This is a genomic window from Rhodopseudomonas sp. B29 (assembly GCF_000333455.1).
In the GTDB taxonomy this organism is placed as follows: Bacteria; Pseudomonadota; Alphaproteobacteria; order Rhizobiales; family Xanthobacteraceae; genus Rhodopseudomonas.
This window is the reverse complement of sequence record NZ_BADD01000009.1, coordinates 1-4,569: the sequence shown is the minus strand read 5'-3', so window position 1 is coordinate 4,569 and position 4,569 is coordinate 1. Positions and strand designations below refer to the sequence as shown.

The 4,569-nt window shown below is 64.7% G+C and carries 3 protein-coding genes; 1 reads left to right on the top strand and 2 read right to left on the bottom strand.

The annotated features are described in order from the left end of the window. Positions 1-130: 130 nt before the first annotated feature. Entirely contained in the window at positions 131-2,770 is a 2,640-nt protein-coding gene (clpB, locus tag I5M_RS00170) for an ATP-dependent chaperone ClpB (RefSeq protein ID WP_022719552.1), read from the top strand. Between the two features lie 87 nt (positions 2,771-2,857). Here clpB and I5M_RS00165 read toward each other — a convergent pair whose 3' ends face one another. Further along, positions 2,858-3,490 (bottom strand): hypothetical protein, encoded by a 633-nt coding sequence (locus I5M_RS00165; protein ID WP_148287790.1) that lies wholly within the window; start codon positions 3,488-3,490, stop codon positions 2,858-2,860. 159 nt (positions 3,491-3,649) lie between these two features. Continuing rightward, the coding region (locus I5M_RS00160) for a hypothetical protein (protein ID WP_022719550.1) at positions 3,650-4,569 on the bottom strand (920 nt) is incomplete at its 5' end.

Here is a 4,569-nt window from a genome sequence, read left to right as displayed (position 1 = left end):
AAGCCGCAGCTCCTCGAGCGCGGTGACGACCGTCGCCGGCTGGCAACCACCAGCGCGGCCGGCGGACCCCCAATGAAGATGCCGTCCGCGTGCTTTGTAAGGCGCTGATGGCAGGCTGAGGGACACATACATGAACCCGGAAAAATACACCGAACGCTCGCGCGGCTTCATCCAATCGGCACAATCGCTGGCGATGCGCGAGGGTCATCAGCAGTTCTCGCCGCTGCACATCCTCAAAGTTCTGCTCGACGATTCCGAAGGGCTCGCCGGCGGTCTGATCGACCGCGCCGGCGGCAATTCGCGCGCGATCCTGAAATCCACCGAAGAGGCGCTGAACAAGCTGCCGAAGGTCTCGGGCTCCGGTGCCGGCCAGGTCTATCTCGACCCGGCTACGGCGCGGGCCTTCGACGCCGCCGAGAAGGCCGGTGAGAAAGCGGGCGACAGCTTCGTCACCGTCGAACGGCTGCTGCTCGCGCTGGCGCTCGATAAGGACTCTGAAGCCGGCAAGATCCTCGCCAAGGGCGGCGTCACCGCGCAGAACCTGAACGCGGCGATCAATGCGCTGCGCAAGGGCCGTACAGCCGATTCGGCGACGGCCGAGAACGCCTATGACGCGCTGAAGAAGTACGCCCGCGACCTGACCCAGGCAGCGCGCGACGGCAAGCTCGACCCGGTGATCGGCCGCGACGAGGAAATCCGCCGCACCATCCAGGTCCTGTCACGGCGCACCAAGAACAACCCGGTGCTGATCGGCGAACCCGGCGTCGGCAAGACTGCCATCGTCGAGGGCTTGGCGCTGCGCATCCTCAACGGCGACGTGCCCGAAAGCCTCAAGGACAAGAAGCTGCTGGCGCTCGACATGGGCGCGCTGATCGCCGGCGCGAAATATCGCGGCGAGTTCGAGGAGCGGCTGAAGGCCGTGCTCAACGAGGTCACCGCGGCCGAGGGCAGCATCATCCTGTTTATCGACGAGATGCACACGCTGGTCGGTGCCGGCAAGGCGGACGGCGCGATGGACGCGTCGAACCTGCTCAAGCCCGCTTTGGCGCGCGGCGAGCTGCATTGCATCGGCGCCACCACGCTCGACGAGTATCGCAAGCACGTCGAGAAGGACGCCGCCTTGGCGCGGCGCTTCCAGCCGGTGTTCGTGTCCGAGCCGACGGTCGAAGACACGATCTCGATCCTGCGCGGCCTGAAGGACAAATACGAGCAGCACCACGGCGTGCGCATCGCCGACTCGGCGATCGTCGCGTCGGCAACGCTGTCGAACCGCTACATCACCGACCGCTTCCTGCCCGACAAGGCCATCGACCTGATGGACGAGGCGGCGGCGCGGCTGAAGATGCAGGTCGACTCCAAGCCCGAAGAGCTCGATTCGCTCGACCGCGACATCGTCCGGCTCAAGATCGAGCAGGAGGCGCTGAAGAAGGAGAGCGATCCGGGCTCGAAGGCGCGGCTGGTCGCGCTGGAGAAGGAGCTCGCCGATCTGGAGGAGCAATCCGCCGCGCTGACCGCACGCTGGAGCGCGGAGAAGAACAAGCTCTCCAACGCCCAGAAGCTCAAGAGCGAACTCGACGGCCTGCGGCTCGAACTCGCGGACGCGCAGCGCCGCGGCGAGTATCAGCGCGCCGGTGAGCTGGTCTATGGCCGCATCCCGGAGCTGGAGAAGAAGCTCGTCGACATCGAGGCGCACGAAGACGCCGGCGCCATGATGGAAGAGGCGGTCACCGCCGATCACATCGCCCAGGTGGTGTCGCGCTGGACCGGCGTGCCGGTCGACAAGATGCTCGAGGGCGAGAAGGAAAAGCTGCTGCGGATGGAGGATCAGATCGGCAAGCGCGTGGTCGGCCAGTTCGAGGCCGTGCATGCGGTGTCGACGGCGGTCCGCCGTGCCCGCGCCGGCCTGCAGGACCCGAACCGGCCGATGGGCTCGTTCATGTTCTTAGGTCCCACCGGCGTCGGCAAGACCGAGCTGACCAAAGCCTTGGCGGAGTACCTGTTCGACGACGAGACCGCGATGGCCCGCCTCGACATGTCGGAATACATGGAGAAGCACTCCGTGGCCCGGCTGATCGGCGCGCCTCCCGGCTATGTCGGCTACGACGAAGGCGGCGCGCTCACCGAAGCGGTGCGGCGCCGGCCGTATCAGGTCGTGCTGTTCGACGAGATCGAGAAGGCGCATCCGGACGTGTTCAACGTGCTGCTGCAGGTGCTCGATGACGGCCGCCTGACCGACGGTCAGGGCCGCACCGTGGACTTCCGCAACACGCTGATCGTCATGACGTCGAACCTCGGCAGCGAATATCTGGTCGGTCAGCCGGAAGGCGAGGACACGGGCGTCGTGCGCGAGCAGGTGATGGGGATGGTGCGTGCGCACTTCCGCCCCGAATTCCTCAACCGCGTCGACGAGATCATCCTGTTCCACCGGCTGCAGAAGAGCGAGATGGGCCGGATCGTCGACATCCAGCTGCTGCGCCTGCAGAAGCTGCTCGACGACCGCAAGATCGTGCTCGACCTCGACGCCAAGGCCCGCGACTGGCTGGCCGAAAAGGGCTGGGACCCGGCCTACGGCGCCCGTCCGCTGAAGCGTGTAATCCAGCGCCACGTCCAGGACCCGCTCGCCGAGATGATCCTCGACGGCTCGGTCAAGGACGACGACCACGTGGCGATCTCGGCGGAGGGCGGTGTTCTGACGTTCAACGGAGCGCCCCCGCATACCGCTGACATCGAGCCGTTCACGGGACGGCCGCCGAAGCGGATGTTGAACTGATGCACTGAGCCAAAGGGCTCGTTGCGCCTTGATCCGGCAGCCCGCTTCGCTTCGGCGAGGCGGGCTGTTTTGCGAGAGGGCCTTGCGTTACTGCGCGGACGTCGCTGCGGTCCGGCGTGTCAGCCATCGCCGCGCGGCTTCGGCCTCGGCGCTGCTGAGATAGCCGAGGCGCTCGGTCGTCTCAGCCGGGCCCTGAAAGAAAACCACGCCGAACCTCAGCAGCAGAATCGACAGCAGGATCGACCAGATATTCCAGTGCTTCGTCGTCGCTTCCGAAGTAACGATGAAGCGGTCGTAGCCGAGGATCATCGCGGTGAGGTCGACGGCTTTTTCCTCGTGCTGGAGCGGGTGATCGAGCGCGAACAGCACGACATGCGACAGCTCGTGCGCGAAGCAGGCGACGATCCAGCCGAACGGCTTGCCGACCAGCCAGTCGCGCCTGGCATTGACGATCGCCCGCGCGCTCTGATGCTCCAATGTGCCGGGGCGCGGCAGCGGCGTCGGGACTTCGATCCACATCGGCGGCGAGGGGGCTTCCAAATCGACAATGCGGAGCCCGATCCGCAGCTCGATCTTCATCGAGTTCTTGATCCAGCCGAGCATCGCCGGATAGTCGCCGCGCAAATACAGCTGGCCGAGCTTATCGGCATCGATCGGCGGGGCGATCTGGCCCAGCGCGCCGACCAACTGGCGCAAATAATCTTCGATCAAAGCACTCATCGAAACACACGAGCAATCGTCGGGCGCTCCCTCGCGCCGCGCTGAAATGGTGTTCGCTGCGGCAAAGACTCGCAACGTCGATTAGCCGTCCAAACGAGCGGAGATCGAATGCGATCAGATTAGCAGATGATGACCGCTGCAATCAATTGATGACGCGCTCTATCTTCCTCGCAACTGCTTCAGCAACGGCACGAGCTTATACTTGCGACGGTGCCTTGCGATCAATTCGTCGAGGCGGGCCAGCCACTCGTCCTCGCGACCTAATACTTCGTGGGCGAGCGCGGCCTTTTCCAGCCATTGTGCTGCAAGCGCGTACCAGGCGGCCTGGTTTGTGTCCATGATGCTGCTGGCTTGATACATGGCCAGTCGAATGGTCCATTCCGGATGGCTCGAATGCGCCGCCGCCGCGAGTTGCATGAGGTTCTCATTGTGAGCGTCATGTTCGAGCGAGTTGCCGACGGCGCGCACGGCTGCATCGATCTCGCCTTCGGCGAGGTAGATGCGCAGCCTGTCGCCTGGATGGGGCGCGCTCGCCAGCTGATTCAGCAGTTCCGCCCGGATGTGCTTCCAATCGGCGCCTGCCCAAGTCTGGACGGCGCGGAAATCATCCAGTGACTGCGACTGCTGAAAGGCGGCGAGCGACGCCTTCAATGCCGTCACCGGTTTACCGAGTTGGCCCGCATAGTCGCGCAGCCAACGCGCCAGAGCGACCAGAGACGGAGATTTCATTTCGATGAAGTCTTCGATGCTCTCCATGTCGGTGGTAGCAACGCCATCGTGTCCGGCAAGGTCGAGGCCGGCTTCTGCGACTTCAAGCGCCTCTTCATGCGCAGCCGTCTCGCGGAGAAGCGTTGCGAGCGTCAGCGCCTCGTCCGGCCGCTTGAAAGACTTCAACGCATAGCTGACGGCGTCCGGAACCCGGCCGAGCTTGGTGAGCATGCTGGCATAGTTCGCTCGCAAGTTTGCCGCCCGGGCGAGGTTCAGATATTCGGTGGTTCGGCCGCGAGCTTCGAGAACCCGCAGACGGGCACGCGTAAGGCTCTCTTCCATCCAATAATCAGCGCTGGCGGGCGGCCATG

Bases quoted from the DNA above. Each gene is read 5' to 3' on its own strand.
- clpB (WP_022719552.1), top strand. From the start codon at position 131: ATGAACCCGGAAAAATACACCGAACGCTCGCGCGGCTTCATCCAATCG.
- I5M_RS00165 (WP_148287790.1), bottom strand. From the start codon at position 3,490: ATGAGTGCTTTGATCGAAGATTATTTGCGCCAGTTGGTCGGCGCGCTG.